The organism is Paenibacillus provencensis (assembly GCF_042678545.1).
GTDB classification, from domain to species: domain Bacteria; phylum Bacillota; class Bacilli; order Paenibacillales; family Paenibacillaceae; genus Paenibacillus; species Paenibacillus provencensis.
Genome location: NZ_JBHTKX010000008.1, coordinates 84,850 through 109,475 on the forward strand (window position 1 = coordinate 84,850; position 24,626 = coordinate 109,475).

A 24,626-nucleotide genomic window follows, 5' to 3' on the forward strand; every position below is an offset into this window, starting at 1 on the left:
TATCGTTTAAAATCAAAAAGCCAATGCAAACCTCATAGGAGGATCACACTGGCTCATTCTGCATGCGCATTAATTCGTTTTTTCTGTTCAATCATCTAAACAGCCTGTTTACTCCCTTTCATTATTCTGGGGACCAAATGGGCCTTATCAATCACTTCGATCAATATATCTAGTGGAATTACGCGATCAACGCTTTCACGCATATACCTTGCTGGCCAATCTTCTTTAATGATTGCAACCACTTTTGAGTATTTACGAGCTCTCTCGACAGCTGGTACAAGGTCAGCATCTCCCGAAAAGATAAATAAAATATCGTACTGTTCGCGGGCAAATTCAACTATATCGAGTGCAGCGAGTACATCAACTCCTTTTTCTTGCAACCTACCATTTGGATCGGGCTGACAGATCCCTTTGTGGGTATGGATACCATCTTTTTTCAGAGCATCAAAAAAGCGAGTTCGATCGTAATAACGCTTCTCATCAAGCTTCTTAGGTGGAATGGCTCCATAGAAGTGATACTCGCAATTTACATCTCCATAATCGCTCTTGAGTACCGAATGAACTGCCTCATAGAACGAAACCCATGGCCGAATTCCTTGAATATTCATGGAATGCAGTTGATGTATTGCATTGATCTCGTCTACTAGGATAGCTGCTTTTATAGTCATGACGAAATGACCTCCCCTTCTACATCAATGGAGAGCTGAAAGGAGAATAACGATGAGAGATCTGATGCATCAACGGGGACACCCAACTTATCCTTCCTGTTTTCAACAGACAAAATCCAAGTACCGGCATTGACAACAGGAATTGCAGCTATGCTTAGATTCTCATGTGGTGAACGCCAAATCTTGTCAGCGGAGCGAGAAAAGCGCAGACGTTTAAGTTCTTTCGTTGGCAGATCTCCCTCATAAGTAAACTGGATCGATACACAACGTGCGTTTTTGAGCCAGATTTTGATTTGACGATAAAGATTTCGCATGTTTACTACCTCAACACTGGAAAATTCCAAATAGACCCTCGTAGGATCGAAGCGATTAGCTCTTACACTTCCTTTACCAAACAACAATGGTTTAGGTAGTTCTAGAATTTGATCCCAGGTCATCATTACTTTTTTAAGTATCACTCTTGGTTTCCTCCTGTCGAATCGAAATAGGTTAAAAACAAAAAAACCACCCATTCACAGAAACCAAAATTACAACTCGAAAAAAGAGCAATTGTAATTAGGCATCTATAAATAGATGGATTTTGACACAGTAATTCCTTGTTGGTTTTGTTATGTAAGTTAGAATGGGTCCTTCCGCGTGGCGGGACCAGTAAAAGAAAAATGAAGAACGGTATAACTAAATAATACCATAAATCTATTTGAATGATAAGCGTTGGAATGAAAAGTGGCCCGGATGGGCCAGCAGGGGATAGAGCCGATTTAATTAAGAACGTCTTTGTAGTGAGTTAACAGATAATCATTGACTTTGTCCCATTCATCGTCATTGTCGATGTCGTGAAGCTCCGAATTCCCTTCTTCAATCTCTACAACTTTAAATAAGTTATACGAGGACTCATCAGTACTTGCAACAACATAACCTTGAGTTTCAATATAGAACATCTTCAAATATTTTAACTTGGTCCGATTGTCCAGCTGATCACTAATGATAATTAAATCAACTGGAAAGTTTTCATGGCGTGAGCTTGTGCTCATAATTTCTCAGTCCCCGTTCTAAAGAATATACTTAATCAGCACAACGGTGCATAATTGTCAAAAGTTAATATTATCTATCCACTTTAAGTTATAAAGTGAGAAACTGTCAATAATTTAGACCAAGAACGTATTGAGAAAGGGGTTTCCCCCCTTCCCAATAAATCTTCTTGATTCTAGATGTCATCATCTTCTATATTCGGCTGCAGCGACTCATAATACTGTGAAGCAGTCATCCCTGAGTAGTTTGGCTGCAAGTACGGAATAGACTTTCGTACAAGAACATTTTTTTCGAAATTATAGGATATAAAAGTGTCGGGACCAATTCCGGAAAGAATACGTTCGTCGGTGCTGAAGCGAACTTCCACACTCGGCATATATATTTGAGCCAGCTCTGCAAGAGTTTTAATGCGGCTGTCTCCGTCTGCAATTAAAATTAAACGGTTGGGTCTATGATGCTCCGGCAAGGATTTATAAGCGAGTTCTGTCCTTTCGAACCTAACAATCGTCTTATTTACCCAATCTCGAGTCGGTCTGAAAACTTCAATCCAGAACTCTTTAAAATCGTTTCTATTCTTAATGACCTTAAATGAGGCGTAAGGATAATGATTTGAGTTTGTGCCCGGAATTTTTATCGGTGGTCTACGAGTCCATTCCGTCAAGCGATCAATGCTAACAAGCTCACTGTAGAGCTCGTTTGCAATCAAATCCAGAAAGAACACATCCATAGAGGGGGATCGTCCTGGTGGAAAAGCGATAGGCTGAAGCCAAAATTTATCCGGCAACCTTCTTTGAAACAAGGTTTCTGCTGCTTGAGCACCTGTGCGAGTCAAGGCATATACAGTTGGCTTTTTACGCTCATCCTGCAGAGGAGATACCCATGAGAAAGCACAAATAATCCCGCTTTTACGGCACTTTTTGATGAACTCAAAAGTGCTATTATCATTTTCTTTTGTTGGGTCATCTCTTAATACTCGGTGGATTTGGCTCCGTGTTGCGACTCGAATGGTAGAAAGTAGGTCGAGTAGCTTGATTTCTCTATCACGAAAATGCCCATCATTCAACTTCTCTGCTAACCAGTACTGTCCATTACGAATCCCCTCGTTCGCTTTAACAAATACCTGAGAGGCATATGGATCACTGAACAAACCGAATTTCGAGCCGTCCGGTAACAACATTTCACCAATGTCATTCGGTGAATCCTGGCCATAAGGATTGTGCTCCGGAGGAACTAATGTAAGTACGTGTGGTGAATGAGAGGGAGCAGATGTCCCTCTCGCCACACGCTCAGGATGCTCAGAGCCTTCAAAACTAAGTCCCAATGCGCTATTCTTCATCAGACGAGTCTTCTGCCTCGTCTGCCGGCACTAATTGCTTTATTAGGAATGATTGTAATGGCCTTCATTCGCTTTTGCTGATGGTTGATTTCTAACACCTTGATTGAGACTTTCTTTCCTTTTTGCAGGACATCAGGTGATGCGTTCGGTGGAAAGTTCGTCCGGACAGTCAATCCCGGTACCAGCTCTATAAATACACCATGTTCAGAGTGTATTTTAGTAATCGTTCCGGAGTAGGAACTTCCTTCTTTGAAATGGGCAATCTTGTGCCAAGGATCTGGAAGAAGAGCCTTTGCGCTTACTTCCAGCAGTCCGTTTGGATTTTCAGCAGTAGGAGCCTCAGCCTTTAGAACTTTTACATCGATAGTGTCTCCAATTTCAAATTCCAACCGGCAGTCCTCAATAAACGACCAGCTTATTTCTTTCTTGTTCAGTACGACAGGAACACCTTCAACCAGTAGGTACAAATTTGAAACGTCCATACCACGAATGAAACCAACAGCCACAAAACCTTCCTTAGCTACACGCCAGAAACGCTTTGCAGAAACATCCAGGGCGACAATACGGTTCGCGAGAAACCAGTGGCTCTCACCATCTTCGCGATCGATACTCTCGACAACGAATTCGAATTCCTTACCCAAAAAGTGGTGTAGACCCTTGAATTCGTAGTTATCAATTCGTGTCTTAGGTAGATAGCCATATACACCTTTGTAGCAAAGCTTAAGCATTTCTTCACGCTTTTCACCAAATACCAAAGTTTCTAATCCAACTGCTTCAGCGTAGAGCACTTGATTTACACGATGGGACTCTCGAAGATCCGCCCACGCAAGTTGCTCTTCGTTTACGTTTTCGAAACGTTGTTCTGTTGTACGCATTAATTAATCAACTCTTTCTTTATAAAATTTTAGAATATAAAAGGTTGCCGGAAAATAGAAAAAGCACCTCGACACAGGCAAAATGCCTAGTGTGCGAGGTGCTTCCCCGTTCCGGTCTATTTGATTACTTTAATGATAGTTCTCATGGGGAAACTTGTCAACTATTAATCATCATCGACCTCAGTATCCGCCAGTTGAGCAAATTTTGTGAGTGCTATTTCCTGTTGAGTTTGCCGGTTTCCTCTTTTATCAGGGGCAACAAGGTCGAAAATCTCAGGATCTACTGGCGGAACTTTTTGTGGCTCATCAGAAGATTCCTCAATCTGATCAGAAGGAGCGGCTACTTCACCAGGGGAAGTTGGCAGCAATACCGCCACCTGTTTAGAGCTATCTATTTCAATATCTTCTAGAGTCCATCCATCTGTTGATGTTTCATCAGCTGGGAGAAGAGAATTATGCTCTTCTGTAACAGTCTGATTCACATCAAGTTGATCAAAGAGAGTGTTTAAGGATTTTTCCATTTCTGCAGGCAATCCGGTGCCATCAGAATTATTACTTTCGCTTCCGTCCTCCTTACTCACATCTGCCACGACATCTTGTTCAAAGGATTCTCTCTCTCTTTCCATCGTATTATCTGTAAAAAAGCTGTATTCAGCCTCCTCTTCAGGAGTAAGTGATACTTTTGTGCTGGAATGTTCTTCATCATCCTCAATAGGATGAAGCTCAACTTCGATGGGAGATTCCTCATAATTAGACTTAGACACATAGTTTGACACACTATGATGTTCAGTTCCAGTCAAAGGCAAGGATTCATTCCTTTCGACATTTTGAAGCCCTGCCGAAGTTGTAGTGCTGACAGGTACAGGAGCTGGATTTAAAGGCGCAGCTACAATCTGCTGCTGCTCGGCAGGAGAGGTTGGAAGCATTTCAACATCCGTTTTCTCTATTGTCTCACTTGCCGATTCTTGCACCATTTGCCTTGGTCCCTGCTCACCAGCATTCGTATCATTGAATAAAGGTCTAAGTAAATTCATGTGTGAAAGCATGTGAGCCGTTACGGCAATCGGTTTGTGATTCTTCGTTTCAAATTCGATTTGACCTATATTAACAAACTTTTTTATGAATTTCGTTTCATTAATAAACTTACCATAAGACATAATCGGAGAGCGGACACTACCATCTCCATCAACTAAATCGACAATGAAATGTTTGAACTCCTGCTCTTTGATATCTGTCGGAGAGAAGCGAGCAGCAAGTTTACGTTGTGTATTGTAACGCATGCCCCAGGATTGGTTAGGCATACTTACCGGTGTGGTCGATTCATTCATAGACTCTTCTACCTGTGGTTCTTCTCCGAAATGTTTTGAAAATCTTTCGTTATCTTCGAATTCTCCACCACCAAACACCGTTTTATTACGAGCAGAGTTCATGACTGTGTTGTCAAAACCTTGCTTAACTACCTTCAACTGGCCCAGAGACTGGATAGCAATTAGTGTCCCGACCTTAAATGAACGTCCAAGTGTAAGTAAGCGGACAAATGCCTCGTTTATATAGAGCGGGAATTCGTCAATGTTGAAGAAAATAGGACATCTTTTAATACCACTCTCATCTGGTGGTCGACGGAAGACGCTGGACTGAAATTGTCGGATAAAAAATTGACCGAACGATAAACTCAATTCTTCCAATTCGCCTAGAGCTGTGTTTACAAGGAGAACACCGCCTTCTTCCAGAAACTTATCGATATCAAGCGCTTGCTCTCCTTCGTTGGCTACCATTAACTGTGAAAGCATTGTATTCATGACAATGTCGTTTAGGTATTTTTTAGCTCCGGTTACGAACTTATCCTTCTTGTTCTCAACGACTTGGTATCCTTCATACTTATGCCCAGATTGATAAACGACTGGATGAACTGAACCGTCTTTCTCGCGATAAGTCTTGTAATCCAATATGTCATTCTCAAAATAAGAAACTATACGATCATAACGTTCAAGATCAGATTTCTTATCAGGATCTAAATCTGCTGTCATTAATTCTTTATCAATTGCTGCTCTAACCTGTTCCGTCATATTCGCAAGATATCTAGGGTCGCTATACATCTGCTGCATCTGAACAATGGAAAACAAATTTCCATAACGGATTTTACCCAGCATAGTGTATAAGCTTGCTGTCTCATTTTGTTGTCCTTTAAAAAACTCATCCTGATCTCCGGCAAGTGCATCAAGCACACCTCGGAATGTTTCAGCAGCTGCCTCTAGTGGACCAACGAACGGATTAAATTTGATGGAGCGAACAAGGTCTGTCGGGTCAACAATTTTGATTTTATGGGCAGGAATTCCAAGCTGCTTACAGAGTTTCTGAACATCTCTGATCAAATCACCCTTTGGTTCTAATACGACAATACCCATACGTCTTCCGCGTGCTATCCTGATCAAATCCTGAGTAATACGAATGAGAATAGACGTGGATGTTTTACCTGTGCCTGTAGCACCTACAATCAATTCGTGAAGATACCGGGAGTTTTCACTTAGAACAATGGGTTTGTTCGTATCTTTTTCCCAACCGACAATGACGTCACATGTTTTACCACGAAGAGTAAACGATTGGCTTGCGAGTAATCCGAACTCCCACTTATAAAACATGTCTTGCACGTCTTCATTACGATAAAATTCTTTCGCAATTAGATACACCGAGAATAATGATATGAAAACCGGTACACACATAAGAACATAGCCGAAGCTTTCCATTGATCTCACGACTAGGTAGTCCTTATCGGACTGAACTGTTGTAAAGAAATCAAACAAATATTGTCTGACGTACCACGCAAAAATAGAACAAAATGTAAGTATAAAAGGTATCCCCGATAAAATAGCAGCTCCTTTGCGCCCACGCCTCGATGTCCAGCTAATCCATGTGTCATAGCCCTTCATAATTGGCTGCGTAGTCGTCGAGTACAACCAAGTCAATAATGGAAGATTGAGCACAACGATAATCCAAAGTGCGAGATTGTGATGCAACGGAACATAAAAGAATTCTAGCAGGGAAACATAAGGTCCATTAGGATTTTCTAAAAATAGATTAAAGAATCCAATCGGACCTGAATCAACATTAAACCACTGAGCGAAAAATATTAAGAATGACGAGTATCCTAACCAAAGGTTAACAAAGATGAGAATAGTAACCGCTATTGTGTGGAAATAAATACGGTACCATTCAGCCAGTCGTTCACGATTGTCTACCCACCATTTTCTCGTAAACGAACGCAAGCTCGGAGGCATGGTCTCTGCGGTTTTAGAGTCGGTGAAAGATGTTTCTTCCATGTGTCACCATCCTTTTTGTATATTTCTTGAATATAAATGAAAATCTTATTTATCCCCCTCCTAAAAACAAAAAAAGAAGCACCAGATACAGCTGTTGCGCTGTAACTGGTGCTTCCAGTTTCGAGTATTCAGTTTACTTTTACTAATTATACTTCACAGTTTGTTGGCTAGACAAGCACAGGTTTCTGTAGATTCTCAGAATCATAAGTACATTAACATTGGGCTTATGCTTTACATTTTACTCTGTCGTTCCGCTCTCCTAAACCTGAGCTGTACTACTATTAACAAAATTATGTGTCTCTATTTCTCACATCCGACGCCGTCCCCGTCTCGATCTAAGTGAGTGCTATATCCTGGATCCCCTGCATAAATGGGATCAGCTCCAGCCGCCCTAACTGCTGAACAATTCTTATAGTAAACGTTTGAAACTACCTCTTCTTCGACAACCTCTACTTGTGGTTCTTCTTCGATTATAGGTTCTTCCTTAACGATGACAGGTGCTTTTATCTCAGGCTCTGGCTCAACAAACCCTTCCTCCTGGACATAATTTTCTATACTCCATATTCCTTTAGATGCTTTCTGCGCTGTTTTTTGGATCTCCTCAAACTGATCAACATACTTTGTATTCGGTGGATATATGTATGCCACACGTGCTAAACCATACTCTAACAACTGTTCATTTAGCATCTTATCATTTACCCATACATAGGCCAGTAGTCTCCCGTATTTATCACGTTCAGATACATCGAGCTCTAGTTCGATGTCCCCTTTATTAGTTTGTTTCTTCACGAAATTAGATGCGTCTTTCCCGAAAGGCTGAACTTCTTTTTGTGGATGTACAGTTTCTGGTGTGTCGATAAGCAGCAATCGTACTTTCTCTTCTCTTCCTTCTACCTCTACATGAAGTGTATCTCCATCAATCACTTCTATAAGAGTAGCAGGAAGCCTTCCACTGCCAATAGGTTCAGAATTGTCATTTGTATTCACTTCTGTTGTTTCTTTTGGTTTAGCTTCTTCACTTACATCCTCAGAAGTTCTAACAACTTCCGTCGTTGCTTGATCCGAATTTTTGTTCACTTGTTCAACTGTATTAGTCTCAACATTAGGTACTGTTGATGCGGTTGGGGAATGTTCAGTGGTTGAGAATGATCCTAAAAAGATAATTAACGATAATCCCGCAAGACCACCAATAATATAACTTGTAGTCTGCTTCTTACCATCGTTGCTTCGGAACAAATAAAAAACAGTAAGAGAATAAAATCTATTCCCTTACTGTTTGTGAACTTAATCAACTGCAGCATTTAATTTTAATTTCTTATCTTTAGCAGCGCCAGTGAGCTGTCTGTAACTTACGTAAAACATTAAAAAGAAAGCATTAATCGGTACTATACAATGCCTGTAGTACTTGCGATCATCAAACCAATTAAAAGAGGTTTCAATCGATGCGCGTCCTTCATAATTACCTTTTACAACAATTGCTTTATCCCATGGACGAATATAAACATTTTCTCTTTGAAGTTCGGATGCTGGTATGATAACTTTATAAGTTCTAGGCCCATTCTCTAACAAATGTGCATTCTTAAAAGAAGGAAAATAAGGCTCGTTTTCGTTCCTTTCATCACAGAGGTGAAACCAAACAAACTTATCTCCACTTTCTCCTCGCTTCATCGAATAGTTCGAGCGAAAACTTGAATTGCCGTGAAGTTGAATAATTCCTGTAACCTTATTTTCCTTAACAACATCTCCAGACAAATGATTAGTATAATGTATTAGATTTTTGCTTTTAATGTAATTCCATTCATTGTCTTTAACACTACGGGTAAAATATCTGCCACACATTATATATAGAACAGTATATGCAGCATGTAATATTATCGGGCATAAAACAGCACTAAATAGAGAGTAGACAAAATTATTATACAAAGGGTTTGCTGTGCTCGTATTTAGTAGGAAGAATACTACGCTAAAAGATAATAACATCTCGAAAGAGAAAAGTACTGGAATAGTAACATTAAAAATCATCTTTCTTCGGGAATAAAGTTTACTTTTATTCAACATATAAACCACCTCTTAAGTATGATATCGGTACATAGCTATTAATTATTTTGCATTGGTTAAATCAATTAAAACCTCCTTCGCTCATTAAATATCTATAATAAAAAAAGCACCTTCCCAGAGAATATGACACGAAAAAAGTGTCTTCTTCATCTAGAAAGATGCATTTGGTCAAATTTTTGTAATGCTATAGAAATAGCCTATTCATCGGTTAATCGGGAATTTAACAATAGAATGCTTCCTCGCGCATGCAGGAAGTAATTTAAAAGGAAAGTTAAAGGTATACAATAATTATAACACTTTGTTTACCGTCTCTACTAGTTATATTTAGAATTTGTCATCCCATTATAATGTTGAGTGAAGATGCAGGGGTTCTATAGTTTTAAATTTGAGTGTTGTAACAAAATCAAGGTACAATAAAGTAAAGCAGGTATAGGAGTCAGCTGCTACATAGATTAAGATTAATGAATCAGAATAAAAACTAGGCATTAATCATTCCAAGAATAACGCATTGTTTGACATTAAGAAGGGAGGGTGTTCCTTGAGAATGAATGAACTTGAGACAAAGGCGCACTCAAATAACAAAAGAAAGTTAGAACTTCTTCGCGACCTCATAGAAATTGTTTCGACTCGAGATCCGATTGATTATTCTAAATTCAACCCCAAAAATAAAAATAAAGTCACCATTGAGGAACTAGTATTACTTAATGAGGAAAAAGACAAAGAAGTAAAAGCGTTGCAAAGCGCTTGGGAGGAATTAGAAGGCCTTCTTTTTAACGATCTTCAAATCACGCTGCAGGAGAAGAATCAATTAGCCACTTTCCTGGGTTACAAGAAAAAGGAAGAGAAACAGAAGAAGCAAAGTCGCGGGCGCAATAGACAAGTATGGCGTGCCGACTAAAAGAAAAAACACCATTGAGGAAATGAACTGCACCCCTTAGAATGGACATTGGAAAAACCCCTGGGTTTAACCGATGAAATTCTAGGGGGTGCATTTTTGTATGGCGATCAAAGGTCAAAAGTTTAGGACATATTCTGAGGAACTCAAGTTGGAGGCCATTCGTTTGCACATAGAAGAGAAATGGACCTATCGACAAATCAACGACCATTTCGGAATTCAAGATGAGGGTCGAATGAAGCGGTGGATGCGTAAATATCGTGAAAAGGGTGAATTTGGTCTGTTGGATCAACGTGGAAGGCGGAAGGAATACATAGATCAGGAGCGATATGTTCAACAATTGAAACGGGAAAATGCGATGCTAAAAAAGTGTTTGAAAATCTGGATGCGGGAGGAAAAGAACAACGATTCAAGCTCATCGAACAAACGGCGGACATCGGCCAAGTAGTCGAACAATGTCAGCTTCTTGGTGTCTCTAAAAGTGGTTACTACGCCTATTTGAAGCGGAAAAGGGAAGATCGAGATGCCGAGGCTAAACAACTCATTCGCAAAGTGTACCAACGATACGAAGGAAAGTATGGATATCGACAGGTTCAACTGTTCTTGTGGCAAGATGAAGGGGTTTGGATGAACCACAAGAAGGTGCTACGCCTGATGCAAAACCTTGGCCTTCGAGCGAGCATTCGCCAGAAACGTCGATTTAACATGACTTATAAGGCTGCCGAACGTGTAGCTGAGAATCTGCTTCAGCGGAAGTTCACTGCCGAAAAACCAAACCAGAAGTGGGTGACAGATGTGACTCAATATCGGGTTGGCGAGCGCTGGCTCTATCTTTCAGCCGTGAAAGACCTATTCAACAACGAAATTGTGGCTTACGAACTTAGTCAGCGGAATGACAATGAGTTGGTGCTTCAAACATTTGCCAAAGCGTTCTCCAAGCAAAAAAACGTGACTGAATTGATCGTTCACAGCGACCAAGGATTCCAGTACACGTCTCATGCCTACCACGACATGCTGCCGAAGGTTGGCGCCCAAATCAGCATGTCTCGCCGGGGCAATTGTCTAGACAATGCCTCTATGGAGAGTTTCTTCTCGCATCTCAAAACGGAAGGACTCTATCCTTATGATATACGAAATCTGCTAGAGGCACAAAGCCGAATCGAGAAATATATCCGTTTTTACAATCGAAGACGGCCGCAGCGTAAATTAAACAAACTGACGCCGATAGAATATCGACGTCAGTTTGGATAGGTGTTTTTTCAATGTCCACTAAATGGGGTCTTGACCAAAAAACTCAAGGTGTTTTTTCTTTTAAAATCTGTTATTTAGCCTATCCAATTGCTTGCGCAGCTCGTGTGGGTGATGGATTTCCACATATCGATATACAAACTCCTCATTCCCAAGTAGAAGGAGAGCCCGACGTACGCTCTTTTCAAGTTTCACCCCTCCGGGTTGATTTGAGTAAAACTCTCTTACCGATCCACTATCCGCGCCTTCCAATACAATTAGTACGAAAAAGTCCACTGATCCATCGGTATATTTCTCTATAAGATATGTCGATGTATTACCTCGAAAAATCATCCGTTGAAACGGAATTGGAGGAACAGGTAATGTATTGAGGCTTTCAGGACTTAGGTCCAGATCAAGAAATTCAGATGAATATGCGTTATAATTTCGCAACGCCTCAAAATGATGTAATGAATGGATTTGAGATAACCGACCGTAAAATGTTGTGATTATAATGTTCTCATCATCATTTTCATATGTAAAAATGATCTCCCGATCAATAATGCCAACACCATTAGGTTGAAGTTCTACTCGGCCGAATTGGTTAAAAAGTAAGTTTAGTTTTCCTTGCAAGCAAAAAAAATTCATCCGGCTACTACTTACTCGCTCATTCCATCTTTGTAAAGCATGATCAGTAATAATGATCTGTTTATTATCTGATGCCCTTTTGTCTAATCTAGATAAGATAAGGGACTTCATGGATCTACTTTGGAAATAGCCCTCAATGGATTCAAAATTATCGTTATTATGAAATGGACTTAGAGTGCAGAAATATTCTTGTATAGTAATTGTTTTAACAAATTTAGATATGACAGACTTCATTTTCCCCACGCCTTCCTCATCTACTTAAACCATTTTAACAAAAATTTATATGATGGTTTAAAGTAGATAACTATGCAAGCATTTTAGTACCTCGGCTGAGGTAAAATAGTTAATAGCGAGCATTCAAGGTAGTTCTTTTCAGAATGTGTTTCCTCGAAGATGGTTAATGCTTCATCAATAAGAGGATTCATTCTCACAGAATTCAATCTTCCCAGCCTATAAAGTAAAACAGCTTTCTCCGGTGATTTATCTTCTATGCTAAAGAAATCTAACGCCTTCTCAAGTGCCACTTGCTCTTGAAATATGTCCTGCGTAGTTTTTGATATAAGAAGTGCGTCCAATTCATAGGCTCTAAATCCATTCTGAATACCATGTATATCAATATATTTTTTGCAGGTCTCAATCATTTCTCTAGCATCTTCATAATTATCGTTCTTAATCTCTATTTCAATCAAACGATATAAACATTTTAGTTTTTGCGGAATGATATTAGATGGTACATTCAACTGAAAAAATTCTTTAAGGTCTGAAAACATATATTGGAATAAAATCCCTGGGCGAACCTTGTGTAGAATAAAAATGAGTTCCAAGGAATTAAACAGACTGCTTAGATCTTTTTGTCGTTGAAACCAATTCATTGAATCAAGCAAAAGTGTTTTGGCTTTCTGATATCTACCTCGAATCCAGTAAGTAATGGACAGCAAATACGATGCATGATAATAAGCCTGCTCGTTTTTTCCTTTTGTGATCTCCATGCATGAGTGCACGTGGTACTGAGCAAGATCTAAGTATCCTATGTGTAAATAGATAATCGTTAGATTAAAATGCACATTTGAATAATCAAGACTTAACACTTCGGTATTTTTGTCTGCATAATTCAGGGCTTCCCTTAATACTTCAATGGCCTCAAATAGTTTCTGTTCTTTTACTAGTAGAGACGCTAACCCATTAAAGGATCGCATTTTCAGTTCGACGATGTCACAGTCCGAACTTTCTGCTGCAGAGATCGTTTCCCTATAGTAATCCTGAGCTAAATCTAGGTCAGAAACGTCGCGATAGTATTCAGCCCATACAAAATGTAGGTGAATAAGCATCTTATTATTAGGTATTTTTTCAGCTCGTTGTTGCAACTCATCCAGCGTTTCATTTAAACCATGAAGAAGTCCTGCACTTAGTTTATGTTTTGCAAAACTTATTGCTTGTTTCAAACTTTCAAGCTCATCAGAAAAAGAATCTGATTCGTCAGCTAAGAATACTTCTACGGGTTCATTTAATGCATTTGCAATCTGCACTAATTCCTCATAAGGGAACTTCGCTCTTTTCCCCTTCTCGATGTTACTTAATTTTCCTGTTGCATAACCTAGGACTTGAGAAAGTTGAATAATGGTGATTTTTTTGCTTTTTCGAATCCTTCTGATATTCTTACCAATTATCTCTGGATCTAAGATTGTATCGTATTCGAACATATCATCATTCCACCCCAAAAATTAGTAAAGACAGCAAATGTCAAAATATAATTATACCCTCTACATTAAAAACTATAATCTATTATGTCAAAATATATATATTCCCCTTCACTCAGACTTTTATTCATAGATAATATACCCTGAAGCTACTGAAGTGTGTATAAGATAGTTTCTAGGAAAGAGAGAATAAAAATTAATTATTTTAATTATTCTGAATAGATACATGGTGGAGGAAATATCACACATCCACACTTCATAGATATAATTGCACTTTCAATAAAAATGAAGATTTTGAATATGCAGTACTCTTTCTGAACCTTACCAACAATAGTTCTGGATGTAGCAACAATTTCTCCGAAGTGAGATTCGAATTTTTCATAGCATCCGCGGAGGAAGATATGTTACCAATAGTTTATTGGAACTGTCTAGTTGCATTTTATAATATAGCTCTGCACAGTAATCATTTATAGCTCCAGCCTCTTCATTGAGACTATCCTTTTAACCCTCTCGAAAGATGAAAACCTTCGAATAACCTAATAGAATGATCACATACAGACTTCTCAACATAAAAGGAGCGTGAAGCCTAATGCAGGTATCCATTCAAACTATCATGCAGCTGCCTGAAGAATATAAATTCATTCTGAGAACAATTTGGCATCCCGAGGAAGGCGATTCTTATTTCTTTCTCAATTCATTAAACGAACCGAGTCCTGTGATGACATTCGTAATCGGGAACCGTATTCAGTTTGCTGAAAACCAAAACAATTCATATCCATTGTTTAGCATACATCAAATGATGAATATTATTGAGGATTATGGCGGATACACACTCTATACGAAGCTGGTGAATAAGGCTTCTTCTATAAATGAGTTGTTTTGTATTCTCTGGGATGCGATCGTTTGTATTCTTGATGATGGTGAATCACCAGAATACTGGGGATTAACCATCCCTACCTTCGAAAGAAAATACTCAGAATTCGAATTACCCATTTTACTATAACTAATACACTTCGATACTAATCCTTACTATAACTTCATTAATTATGTACTGGAAGCACCATATCATTGCGCATGCAGTGATTTGGTGCTTCTTGTATTTTCCAAAGTTACTTAGAATCACTTTTTTCAAATTATGCAGGATAGATTTTCTTTCTTCTTCAGGTCGATGTATATTTGATTCTAATTAGGCAGGACTCTCCAAGAATTATTAAAAAAACTGATTCGCTATTCTAATCGGCTTTTCTATGCCTAATAAAATCTTCTAGTCTTCTTAGTTTATCATTATTTCACCTATCTATAGTGGATTATTCTTTTTCTAATTCCGGCCAGAAGAGAAGAGGTGACCCAAAGGTGACCTAAAAATCAACTATCGGTCACTCTGTTGGAGAGCTCTTTAATTCTCCTCTTAATTAAACGAATTTCAACTATAATATCTTCTTTCGCGTCAGAAGAACAGTTTGATATACGTCTTAAAAGAATGTCGCTTTGTTGTTGGAACATCTTAACTTCATCAGGTTCAATCACTTTATCTATTAACGACTCAAGATGATGATACTGTTTAAGATAATCGTTTTTGTTAATCTCATTATAGAAGTCAACCAAATATTTCAGCTCGTTTTGAAGTAACTGTAGATAGATTTTGAGAAAATCGATTTCATTACTACCACTACGAAGGTATGTGAATCGAGATTTCACATCGGATATAGATACGACTATTAGAATCGCCCTCCTTCTTCTAAGAAATATATATACCCTGTTGAGTCAGTAGGGTACCAAAAAATTATCTTATGATTTATAATGCTCTTTTTTTACTCCTATGTCATAGTGAATATACGGTCGGGAGCATCGACTGTTTACCATTACTATAATTCCTAATTCAGTGAAATTCCCTGATCTCTTTCTAATTAATAATGTGTACGGTAGAAACAAAAAAAGCACCCAACATTGGCATATGCCAATATCGAGGTGCTTCCCCGTTCATGTATTCAATTTTCTTTATTATATCAGATGATTATTTTCTGTAAATGAAAGCACTCTAGAAAGAAGTATTGATAAAAAAGTCAGGGCAATGACTCTGGTCGTAATTAATCAGAGTCAATCCCAGTCTTCTACAAACTCTCCAAGTCCTTCATAGTGGCTAATCATTTCTTCCAGTTCCCAGAGTTCCATATGCTGATAGTAGTCCTTCCATGCCGTTAATCTGCCAACTTTTATCATAGATTGTAAATGTTCGAGCCATTCAAATTGTTTTTGTGCGAGCTGTTGGAACCATAATGCTTCATAAAATTCTCCTGAATCCAAAGCTATTTGAAGTTGCTGCTGGCAGTAATTGATTGTCTCAACTTTTCTCTTAGCTAGATAATTCTTTGCAATGGGTAGTTGAAATAACAGAAGTTTTCTACGCTTAATGATGCCTTTTTTCTTAAATCCAGCTCGAATGAAGCAATATCCCGGCACTTCACTAGAAACTTTTTTGGCATCAACGTAAGTGATCATTCCTGATGCCGGAAAAACATGACCCCATTCACATATAGTGGCATAGACAGCCCAGTTAGAGGCCCTCCTCTACATTTATTTCCTTACATTCAACGCTGCATTCAGGGCAATATGGTTCATTGCAACATCCGCCATCAGCGTGATCATGTGCTGAATTAGTTACACCAGGTGCTCCATCTGCATGCAAGTTTGTATAAGTCCCATCTAGATCCATTCGAACATATAAATTCAGTGCATCCTGCTCTATACAAAGATGTGTTTCTCCACAATAATCAAATGATCGATATTACAATCATTAGGGCACCGCATTTCCCTTGTTCTTGCCCTATTAGTTACATTAAATTCTTTCATTTCGTAAATTCTATTTTCTCTTTTCATCTCAACAGACTGGCATCGAGGTAAGATATGTAATCTTCATCACTTCGGAAAGCTCCACTAAATGGGCCTTCATCTAAATCATCAAATGAGGTTCTTCTTTGCGGAAACATCTTCTCTAACCTATCGAGAAGCGGATGTTGGTTTTCATCTCCAAGGAAATTGATGCTTGTGGATCCAATAAAGAAAATCTCTGAAGTGTTTGTAATCTGATATATACCGGTAACAAGTTTAGGATCACATAACCATTCATGAAACTCAAAAAGGTCTTCAGTGATTACATGAGTTAGAAGATGACCGATATAAGGTTTTTCGTCTGACACCTTGCGAACATTAAAGCCTACCAAATTATGTACAGGCCCGAAACCATTAGAATAGCGAAGAGAATTCAGTTGATTCAATTTTCGATCATACGCTTCTTTATATAAAATCTGATAAACTTGTGAGTTCGGTTTCAAGTCAGACTGAATATGAAACCCATCATAAATAAAACCATTGTTGATAAAGAAAACTCCTTCCTGACCAGCAACTGAGAACATGCCTCTCTCCTTAGCAAATGAATATTCCTTAGGTATTTCCAAACTACATTGTGATCTAGGATGTTCTAAAGAATTTCCGATTTTGATGATGGTTAAACCTTGAAAATCATAAGTAATAGCTTCCATAGTTAATTCCACTCCTTCAATGAATTTTGGTTATAGAGGCAATAAAAAATACACCTCAACCAATGATCAAACCCAACTGGGGGAAGCATGCAAAAAACATGTTTGATCACTTGTTGAAGTGTATTTTGGTTAGAATGGTCCTCATGCCCAAGCGAGAACAAAAATTAATAAGAAAAGGTATGTTTTTATTCTATCATCAAAGCCAGTTCATGGAAAGTAATTGTGTTGAAATATGATCAATTCAATGATCATTTTAATGATCAAATTAATGATTAATCAAATATTCAATTTAGTATTCAGTTTACTGTGTATCTGTAATTAATCAAATGAAAACGGTGCCTCTACATATCGAGTAGAGGCACCGTTTTCAACTTGATCTCCTTAGAAGGTTTTCACCTGCAAGCAGGAGCCTCGCTCCTGTCCATACTGCATCGTCTGGAACCCCATCGTACCGGTACACAAAGCTAACCCCTGAAATTAATCCGAGTTTGGCCGCTCTATGCAGTAGTGCAATAAACTGATCACCGGTAGATTCACCAGGTTTAAAAGCTAAACGTAAGTCACTTATAGGATTCTCCATATTTGGATTAGAATCATCTAAGCGAGCAGCAATCTCCTCCAGCAAGACTGCATTGATAACGGGCGGTAGTTCATCCCCATCACTCCCTCTATAAGATGAATAAGTTCGTTCTTATTATAGACCAGACAATGGCGATAACTAACGAGTGAAGACTGATATTCTCTTAATTATCTCATTTATTCAATCTATTAAATATTGAAGCAGACCTCTGTAATAGATCAGCTGAAATATCATTTTTGGGGCTATGGCTAGACTCCGCACTTTTCAGTTCTTTGTACTTATCCAGCACTACCACGTCATGTAGTAGCCAAATATTACCTGATAGTCGAAATAAACCACTTTCTTTATAACGGTCAAAAAGTCCCCTGGCATTATCTCGTCGAATTGTACCTAGTGGGAGGCCATGCTTCTTCTCAGCCTCAGAGGTTGTCATTACATTAGTAACGATTTCCTTACATTTAGAGCATATCGTATACGTACCAAAGAATGTGGGCTTACCTAGTTCTTTTAACCACACTCCACATTGGGAACAACGATACGGCAGTCTCCCCCCTTGAACTCGATCCACCTTTGTTTGTAGATCTTGGATTTGTGCTTCGAGACTAAACAACTGAGAATGGGATTCAGGAAATGGTCGTAGATCTTCCAGCAGCTTTTTCTGTTTCCTCAGCACCTCTAGCTGATTAATTAATTCATCGATCCACGAATTCATTACGTTATGTTTTTTTCGTCCAACACGGTAAAAGATGACACCAACAATCTCATGTACCAGCCAGCATTTCTCTGATTTCCTCACAAGCCCTACTTCCTGCAGTGGTTGGAGTGGACCATTACAATCTTGTTTAAGAGTTCCCGGGCTTGTAATTCCAAACTGTTCCTCAAGTTCTGTAGTCCCCTTCACCTGATTAATTGTTTTAATGCAACGCGGACATATTTGAAAGTGACCATTGCTGCCGAGAGTTACAGGGGTGTCTTCGTCATAAATCGGTTGCTTACAAAGATTACAAGATAGATAAGAGAACTTACGGTTTAAGCGTTCTTTCCGTAACTCGTAATCGCGAATTTCAGCCTCTATCCTGAAAACTTGGTATGGGGCATCTGGTAGCATTTCAAAATGTTCTAACATCAATTCGAGCGTTTTTTTAAGCTCCTCTTGACGATTATTATAATCACCAATAATCGAGGTCATAAGAAAGCCTCTTTTCTCATTTGATATGATATGGAATTTATTATATCTTAAACGAACCGTAATTTAAAAAACAAGAACCGTTATCAGATCATAAAGACACGATCTCAACTGTATGTAACCTGGCTCAGGACAAGAACTTTTGACTGTGACTTACGATCGTGTTGAAACAAAGTTCCCGACCCAAATTAAAAAGAAGCAGCTGCCTACCGGCAGACTACTTCTTGCTGTTTACTAACCTTTCCTTCTAGCTTAATGAAGACTAGACATGATATCAATTATCTTCATGAAAGAGCGACACGAAGCATTTCGCTAATATTGGTATTTAGCTATGTGTTCCTCAATCTGGTGGAGGATATCCTCTGAATCAACCATTGATTCAATCTTTGAAATCAAAGTCTCACCATGATTATTCTTTTTTGTTAGGTCAACCCCTGACTCAATCATTATATCCAAAGTATCAAGAAAAACATCGATAGGTATATTACCATTTCTATTCCTTTCATAATGGGCTATCATTTTCTTTATTCATAGTTTCGAGTAAATGCAGGGTTTGGAATTGTCCGTATCCTGGGGTCGGAGCTAGGTAATTAGGTTAATGCACAATATGTGGAATTATTGTACCATTTAACTGGATAAAAAATTACAACACTAGTAGATTCTTTGATCGGTTACATAACTGTTTATATATATAATCGGAGCAGGCGCTTAAATACGGGGTGAACGATGGAACGATATAATCGAAGAAAACGAATGGTGAGAATAATGACTATAATAAACGTGTGTCTATTGATTGCCGTGGGTTTTATGTGGTATCTTCAACGACCACTCCCCTCACCAGAGACTTGGATCGCTCCAGGTCATATTGTTAAAATTGATGACTTCATAAATGCAGAGCCGATCTCCAAGGTAAAAAATATCTCCTTGAAAACTAACTTGCATATGACCTACGTAAGAGAGGTGGAGGTAACAACACGATGGAACCGTTTTGCACTGAATCTCAATGGGTATGAATTGAGAAATACTAATAGTCATTTTTCTTCATCAGATACAGTGACTGATTTTACTAAAAACGATCTCAATATTCTTGGAAAGAAGTTAGTTCCCTTTATGAAACACGATATTATTAAGGCTGCTATGGTCTATCATAAAATAGAATGGGAAGAAAAAATATCGCGACCTATCGTAATTCATCATCCCGAAAAGTTTCAAACTGGAGTTCCGCTACAAGTTGGAGACGAAATTATAGAATTGAACGGTGAGCCTATCGAATCTACAGATGATATATACTTTTTTCTTAAATCATTTCATATCGGTGATACCGTAACCGTTAAGGTGCAGCGGAAAGGCAATATTATTAGAATCCCTATTGAGATAAAAGAAATGGACAGTAGTGGCCGTGCAACATTAGGAGTATATTTGAAACATCAATTCACATTTGATGGTCTGAATGATGATGATGTGATACAACTTGATCGAACTTATATAGGAGAATCTGGAGGATTTATTCTTACACTCGGTCTTATCCAGAAGCTCGAGCCTAGCGTTGACTTGTCTAAGGGTAGGATAATCGCAGGCACTGGCGGGATTACACGAGGCGGAGATATAAAGCCTATCGGGAACCTTGATTTAAAAGTCCTTACGGCAGTAAATGAGAATGCTGATGTTTTCTTTTATCCGAAATTTCAAGAGGCGCAAATAGAAGAAGTACGAAAGGCTTTCTCAATTGGTGACATAGAACTAATTGGTGTACGAAATATTTCTGAGGCAATCAAATATCTGACAGAAACTTAGATGAAAGTGAAAATAAGCGGGCAAATTGCGTGCCCGCCTCTCATCTGATTTACATTGATTTAGATTGAATGACCTTGATTATATATCCCCTATTAACAAGATATCGGCTCTTTTGCCCTCAGCTGTTTTCAACTCCTGCTTACATTCATTTCATGCGACTTTCATCTGCAGATTTTCGAGTTACAAAGTGTTCTACCTTTTTCACTTTATCCAAGTAAATACGTCCTGTTGTTCCTTGTCTCCATTCACCATTTCCAGCCCATTTAGTATCAACATTCCTATCAAACTCAAAAATTCGTTCCCAGCTTTCTTCTAATGTAGTACTTAGTTTTCCATTATCAAAATCTTCAGCTTCTTTTTCATTATCTGAGTTAAAAAAATTATTTAACACCATATGCCATCCATCGAAGTCAGAAATAAGAACATCTTTCTCATCAATATCCAAAGTTAATCTTACACATTTCGTTCCACCGATGAAGTGACCAGTACTCCTCATGTCGGGCTTCTTCGGCCATAGCCATATGGGATACTCACCTTTATAGTTGGGCAATCTCTTATGCATTTGTTGTATCATCCATACATAAGGATCAGGAAACATCGCTCGCTCTGGTTCACCTTCTAAATAGCCTATAGATTGAGCTGCTTCCCAGGCTTCTATTGTTTGCATACTCCAATAAATCATCTAACTGCTTTCCCTTCCGGTTTTCTATAAACATATAGTTTAATTAGATTATTGTTAAGCGTCTATTCTCTTATGAACGTAATATATTCTCCTTGCTTACTCTTTGATACGTCTGTCTGCCATCCAACACTTAACCAGGCGTGACATTGTCTTTTGGGGGACGATTTATTGTTGCTCCACCAAGTCCTCCAACTTTTATCATACGCAGAATTTGGAAAGCCGTCAGGATCTATTTCTTTTACTAATTCATTTAAATGTTCAATCTTTAATGTCGCTTGATTGTTGTCTGTTAATTGAAGAACTCTAGATATATTTTCAAATTTAAACATTTGTATCATATCTCCTTTCGGTGATTACTGTATATTACCATGTAGGGTGAAAATTCATCTAGTAATTGGAGATATGTGATTCAGTATTGTGATTGAAAGCAAATCTAAAGGATTTTAATCATCCATGTTAATTACTCATCGTCTTAATTACTCATCTGTCGATTACAATTGATTTATGAGCTTTACATCGTACTAACGGCTGCCTTCATTTACGTCTAATTGTTATTATTCAAAAATGCTATTGCATCTTCAATACGATAAAAGATATTAGACCACGACTCCCACCCTTTGGATAAGAGGTATGTGCCAGAACTTCCGGGACTCACATCTACCAGACGGAAGGGATATTCATCTGAAGTGGGTGGATCGTATCTTTCTAGACGGTAGGGTAATATTCTTTTCTCAGATGCCTTGAGATCCACAACATATAAAATACTTCCTACCGGAACCGCTTCGTAAAGCTTTCTGTAATTTTCCTCGTAATTAGAAGATTCCAACGCATTCACCCAATTCATGAACAATTCAAATGTGTTACGGTCAAATGTCTTTGCCTTCAATATTTGGCAGGATTCCATTTTTAACAATAGAATGTACCCTTCGCTACCTCCTGGTCCAAAAGTAAATTCTGATATTCTCCCCTCGGTCTCAGTTGAAAGTTTCTCCATTTCATCTATGGTATACATCTCGCCATAGATTTCAATCTTCCCTTCATTTTTTATTGCTGCCGATGTGTAGTGAGTCAAGGACATTCGATCTAAGAAAGGATTATGAACCCACTCAACATGAAGATCCTTCGTTAAATATGATATCGCTTTTTTGTAATTAATCTTTGCTCCTAACACTTTACCACTCCTCGTTGAAAGAAAATAAAAAGAGAGACTGCCAGCATTCATTGTCTGGTGCCCCTCTTAACCAATATGCGGTTAATTAATCTTGCTCGTATATCTAACACACGATTTGTTCATTGTTGTCTCAGTCCATAAAGTAGAGTTTTTCTCTTATTGACTCCTCACCTATAGGTTACGGTAACAGCAGTTATCAGCTGCTTCACATTACTTAAATCATATCATTATAATTTCCATTGGATCTTAATTAGGCATCACACAAATCGCCTCCTTTTTTATAATCTGTGTTTCAGGTGTAAACAAAAACACCTGACAAGTTTCCAAAGAAAGACACACTGATAGTGTTGATTTTCTTTAGGACCTTGTCAGGTGTTTCTAATGAATAGAACGCTCTCCTATGCACTTGCTGGAGAGAGAATAAGGAGAATCATATATTTCCATATTTTTATGAGAACTAAGACACTTGCCATACCACTAATCAATTCTTAAAGTAGTGGATGAATATCTTTGTCTTTATTTTTATCTTCGCAAGGTGCAAGTGATTATTTTGAAGATAGTCCAAAATTATTGATATCCCTAAACAGCTGTTTGAACAGGCATAAAATATATTGCTCAAAAATTTGCGGGTTATTATTGTCCCTTATATAATTTAGTTAAGGGTTATCCTTTTCTTTTCTCCTATTGGGTTGTAGGACGAAAAATGCGCATTAACGGATAGAGGAGGTCGAGTCACTTTCGTTGACTCGGCCTCTTCTCATTAACTCACATATATGAAAAATCCTTATCCAATTCTATTGAGATTTTGAGTATCAAATCATATGGCTATCATATGTTTGTATTTTACCCGATCGTTTAGTATATTAAGAATCTAAATCTACAAGTTAATAATTTTCATGATGAAGTGTTTATTTGATTAAATTAGATATTGCGTTTGATAAATTTATTAAGTTAGTCTTATATAATGCATTCCCATCTGTTTTGTTAGTTAGCTACTACACATTTAACTTCGATGATCTGCCGCACAAAATAATAATTGTGTTTAGTCATCTTCTTCAGGGCCACGCATGATTAGATCAATCTCGTCTTCAAGTGGCAATTCATCGTGAGCAAATTCAAACTTCATTATTTCAATAGCTTCTGACGTATTGCAGTCATGATTCTCCATAATTGCGTCTAATCTTCTTTGATACATTGACAACGTAATCATCCCCTATTAAATAATAAAATGAACTTTGGTGGTCGGTAATCGAATGAGTACATAACTCCTTTTAATGAACCACCAAATATTAATTTCTACAAAACCATTCGTTAAATTTAAAATTTATCATGCTCAATTTACTAACCCCCTGCTTTGTGGTGATATGCCTCCTTCTCTAATGTCATTCAAAATTTCTTCTTTAGTATGCAGCTTCGAAATCTGCAAAACGTTGTTTGAAGATCTCGAATTCATGTCCTGTTAGCATATCATCATAAGCTTTGATTTGATCTACAAAATTAGATATTGGCTGTTTATTGATACTCATCAAGATCCTCGCCAAATTGGAAACACTCGAAGGACCGTTCACAGTTATAGATTCTACTTTTGTGTAACTGTCATCTTCTGCTCTTTTATAGACAGCATATTCCTGATATCTATTGGGATCCGAACTCAGTGAGACGTTGTAAAGAAGTAAGGACTCTATTTCGAAGTATTTGTGAGGGATCTGTGATTGATTACGAAGCTTATAAGCAAGTGCATAGAAACAGTCATAACTTCCCTTCTTTTTGATTCCTGTTTGGTGGCAAAGGATACTTTCATTTTTTTCAATTTCCTCAGCTGTATGCAACAATTTATCGCAATGTGTGTATTTTACATGTTCTATCATATATACTTGGCCTCCGTTTAATAAAGATTGCAGGATATGACCCGCTACTGAATAGA

23 protein-coding genes are annotated in these 24,626 nt (G+C 38.1%); 5 read left to right on the top strand and 18 right to left on the bottom strand.

Annotated elements, in window-relative coordinates:
• Window positions 1–95: 95 nt before the first annotated feature.
• The 8 genes from ACFQ3J_RS24650 to ACFQ3J_RS24685 all read right to left on the bottom strand — a co-directional run bounded on the left by ACFQ3J_RS24650 (window position 96) and on the right by ACFQ3J_RS24685 (window position 9,283).
• A complete protein-coding gene (locus ACFQ3J_RS24650; RefSeq protein ID WP_090727563.1) occupies window positions 96–668 on the bottom strand; it encodes an NYN domain-containing protein in 573 nt (190 codons plus the stop codon).
• Complete coding sequence (locus ACFQ3J_RS24655; RefSeq protein WP_090727562.1) at window positions 665–1,126, bottom strand: hypothetical protein; 462 nt, start codon at window positions 1,124–1,126, stop codon at window positions 665–667. Before ACFQ3J_RS24655 ends, ACFQ3J_RS24650 begins: the two co-directional genes overlap by 4 nt.
• A 300-nt stretch (window positions 1,127–1,426) precedes the next feature.
• Window positions 1,427–1,699, bottom strand: a complete 273-nt coding sequence (locus tag ACFQ3J_RS24660) for a DUF1292 domain-containing protein (protein WP_090727560.1) — start codon at window positions 1,697–1,699, stop codon at window positions 1,427–1,429.
• 173 nt (window positions 1,700–1,872) lie between these two features.
• Entirely contained in the window at window positions 1,873–3,033 is a 1,161-nt protein-coding gene (locus ACFQ3J_RS24665; RefSeq protein WP_090727558.1) for a replication-relaxation family protein, read from the bottom strand.
• Window positions 3,033–3,908 carry a hypothetical protein gene (locus tag ACFQ3J_RS24670; protein WP_090727556.1) on the bottom strand — a complete coding sequence of 292 codons (876 nt, stop codon included), beginning with the start codon at window positions 3,906–3,908 and terminating at the stop codon, window positions 3,033–3,035. The genes ACFQ3J_RS24665 and ACFQ3J_RS24670 overlap by 1 nt, the downstream gene beginning before the upstream one ends.
• Window positions 3,909–4,072: 164 nt before the next feature.
• Window positions 4,073–7,225 (bottom strand): TraM recognition domain-containing protein, encoded by a 3,153-nt coding sequence (locus tag ACFQ3J_RS24675; protein WP_090727554.1) that lies wholly within the window; start codon window positions 7,223–7,225, stop codon window positions 4,073–4,075.
• 300 nt (window positions 7,226–7,525) lie between these two features.
• Complete coding sequence (locus ACFQ3J_RS24680; protein WP_251584332.1) at window positions 7,526–8,302, bottom strand: thermonuclease family protein; 777 nt, start codon at window positions 8,300–8,302, stop codon at window positions 7,526–7,528.
• Between the two features lie 207 nt (window positions 8,303–8,509).
• The gene (locus tag ACFQ3J_RS24685) at window positions 8,510–9,283 is read right to left on the bottom strand and encodes a hypothetical protein (protein ID WP_090727552.1); all 774 of its coding nucleotides are present in this window, start codon (window positions 9,281–9,283) and stop codon (window positions 8,510–8,512) included.
• A gap of 544 nt (window positions 9,284–9,827) precedes the next feature.
• Between ACFQ3J_RS24685 and ACFQ3J_RS24690 the strand changes: the two genes are divergently transcribed.
• From ACFQ3J_RS24690 to ACFQ3J_RS24700, 3 genes are all read left to right on the top strand, one after another.
• On the top strand, window positions 9,828–10,181 hold the full coding sequence (locus tag ACFQ3J_RS24690) for a hypothetical protein (protein WP_090727551.1): 354 nt from the start codon (window positions 9,828–9,830) through the stop codon (window positions 10,179–10,181).
• A gap of 100 nt (window positions 10,182–10,281) precedes the next feature.
• Window positions 10,282–10,626: a helix-turn-helix domain-containing protein gene (locus ACFQ3J_RS24695; protein ID WP_090727549.1), complete on the top strand. Its 345-nt coding sequence runs from the start codon at window positions 10,282–10,284 to the stop codon at window positions 10,624–10,626.
• A complete protein-coding gene (locus ACFQ3J_RS24700; RefSeq protein WP_090727547.1) occupies window positions 10,548–11,429 on the top strand; it encodes an IS3 family transposase in 882 nt (293 codons plus the stop codon). Before ACFQ3J_RS24695 ends, ACFQ3J_RS24700 begins: the two co-directional genes overlap by 79 nt.
• A gap of 60 nt (window positions 11,430–11,489) precedes the next feature.
• Here the strand turns inward: ACFQ3J_RS24700 and ACFQ3J_RS24705 are convergent, their stop codons facing one another.
• Window positions 11,490–12,296, bottom strand: coding sequence for a hypothetical protein (locus tag ACFQ3J_RS24705; protein ID WP_143042159.1), 807 nt, complete (start codon window positions 12,294–12,296; stop codon window positions 11,490–11,492).
• A gap of 74 nt (window positions 12,297–12,370) precedes the next feature.
• Entirely contained in the window at window positions 12,371–13,753 is a 1,383-nt protein-coding gene (locus ACFQ3J_RS24710; protein WP_090727543.1) for a helix-turn-helix domain-containing protein, read from the bottom strand.
• A gap of 586 nt (window positions 13,754–14,339) precedes the next feature.
• Between ACFQ3J_RS24710 and ACFQ3J_RS24715 the strand changes: the two genes are divergently transcribed.
• Complete coding sequence (locus tag ACFQ3J_RS24715) at window positions 14,340–14,753, top strand: hypothetical protein (protein WP_090727542.1); 414 nt, start codon at window positions 14,340–14,342, stop codon at window positions 14,751–14,753.
• A 1,094-nt stretch (window positions 14,754–15,847) separates the two neighbouring features.
• Here the strand turns inward: ACFQ3J_RS24715 and ACFQ3J_RS24720 are convergent.
• The 3 genes from ACFQ3J_RS24720 to ACFQ3J_RS24730 all read right to left on the bottom strand — a co-directional run bounded on the left by ACFQ3J_RS24720 (window position 15,848) and on the right by ACFQ3J_RS24730 (window position 19,058).
• A complete protein-coding gene (locus ACFQ3J_RS24720) occupies window positions 15,848–16,249 on the bottom strand; it encodes a hypothetical protein (RefSeq protein WP_090727539.1) in 402 nt (133 codons plus the stop codon).
• A 374-nt stretch (window positions 16,250–16,623) separates the two neighbouring features.
• The gene (locus tag ACFQ3J_RS24725; RefSeq protein ID WP_090727537.1) at window positions 16,624–17,289 is read right to left on the bottom strand and encodes a hypothetical protein; all 666 of its coding nucleotides are present in this window, start codon (window positions 17,287–17,289) and stop codon (window positions 16,624–16,626) included.
• A 752-nt stretch (window positions 17,290–18,041) separates the two neighbouring features.
• Entirely contained in the window at window positions 18,042–19,058 is a 1,017-nt protein-coding gene (locus ACFQ3J_RS24730) for a hypothetical protein (protein WP_090727534.1), read from the bottom strand.
• 723 nt (window positions 19,059–19,781) lie between these two features.
• Between ACFQ3J_RS24730 and ACFQ3J_RS24735 the strand changes: the two genes are divergently transcribed.
• Complete coding sequence (locus tag ACFQ3J_RS24735) at window positions 19,782–20,849, top strand: PDZ domain-containing protein (protein ID WP_090727530.1); 1,068 nt, start codon at window positions 19,782–19,784, stop codon at window positions 20,847–20,849.
• A gap of 145 nt (window positions 20,850–20,994) precedes the next feature.
• Here ACFQ3J_RS24735 and ACFQ3J_RS24740 read toward each other — a convergent pair whose 3' ends face one another.
• The 5 genes from ACFQ3J_RS24740 to ACFQ3J_RS24760 all read right to left on the bottom strand — a co-directional run bounded on the left by ACFQ3J_RS24740 (window position 20,995) and on the right by ACFQ3J_RS24760 (window position 24,570).
• A complete protein-coding gene (locus ACFQ3J_RS24740; RefSeq protein ID WP_090727529.1) occupies window positions 20,995–21,531 on the bottom strand; it encodes a DUF3841 domain-containing protein in 537 nt (178 codons plus the stop codon).
• A gap of 62 nt (window positions 21,532–21,593) precedes the next feature.
• The gene (locus ACFQ3J_RS24745) at window positions 21,594–21,860 is read right to left on the bottom strand and encodes a DUF7662 domain-containing protein (RefSeq protein WP_090727528.1); all 267 of its coding nucleotides are present in this window, start codon (window positions 21,858–21,860) and stop codon (window positions 21,594–21,596) included.
• A 215-nt stretch (window positions 21,861–22,075) separates the two neighbouring features.
• Window positions 22,076–22,753: a hypothetical protein gene (locus tag ACFQ3J_RS24750; protein ID WP_090727527.1), complete on the bottom strand. Its 678-nt coding sequence runs from the start codon at window positions 22,751–22,753 to the stop codon at window positions 22,076–22,078.
• A gap of 991 nt (window positions 22,754–23,744) precedes the next feature.
• Window positions 23,745–23,903, bottom strand: a complete 159-nt coding sequence (locus ACFQ3J_RS24755) for a hypothetical protein (protein WP_170862567.1) — start codon at window positions 23,901–23,903, stop codon at window positions 23,745–23,747.
• A gap of 199 nt (window positions 23,904–24,102) precedes the next feature.
• Window positions 24,103–24,570 carry a hypothetical protein gene (locus tag ACFQ3J_RS24760; protein ID WP_090727526.1) on the bottom strand — a complete coding sequence of 156 codons (468 nt, stop codon included), beginning with the start codon at window positions 24,568–24,570 and terminating at the stop codon, window positions 24,103–24,105.
• Between the last annotated feature and the right edge of the window lie 56 nt (window positions 24,571–24,626).